We start from the raw sequence: 356 nt of genomic DNA, 5'->3' as shown, positions 1-356 counted from the left end.
TGGGATATTCAAGCTAATGAAATATCAAACTTTAATCCCAAAGATATAATCATAAAAGCAAAGAAGCAACGTAACAGTCAATATATCAGTATTACTGTTATGTCCTTAACAGTGATTGTATTGATAATCTATGCATTTTATTATGCATTCAATCAATGGAACACTTTTAATTTAGGTTTAATTCTAATGATTTCTAGTCTTACATTGCGAATTATCTTGGAGTTCTATTCGTTATATCGCAAAGAAAAACAACTAATTTCGATGGCTCAAAAATCTTACTTTGCCTATCTGAAAAAGTATTATAAAGCTCGACAAATGATAAACTTTGTTATTACACCAATCTGTATTGCAGTTTA

General features: G+C 28.4%; 1 protein-coding gene. It reads left to right on the top strand.

The annotated features are described in order from the left end of the window. On the top strand, nt 1-356 hold a 356-nt coding region (locus ITJ86_RS17420), incomplete at both ends, for a hypothetical protein (protein WP_230080342.1).

Source organism: Winogradskyella marina (assembly GCF_015645385.1).
GTDB classification, from domain to species: domain Bacteria; phylum Bacteroidota; class Bacteroidia; order Flavobacteriales; family Flavobacteriaceae; genus Winogradskyella; species Winogradskyella marina.
This window is presented reverse-complemented; position numbering and strand designations above follow the sequence as displayed.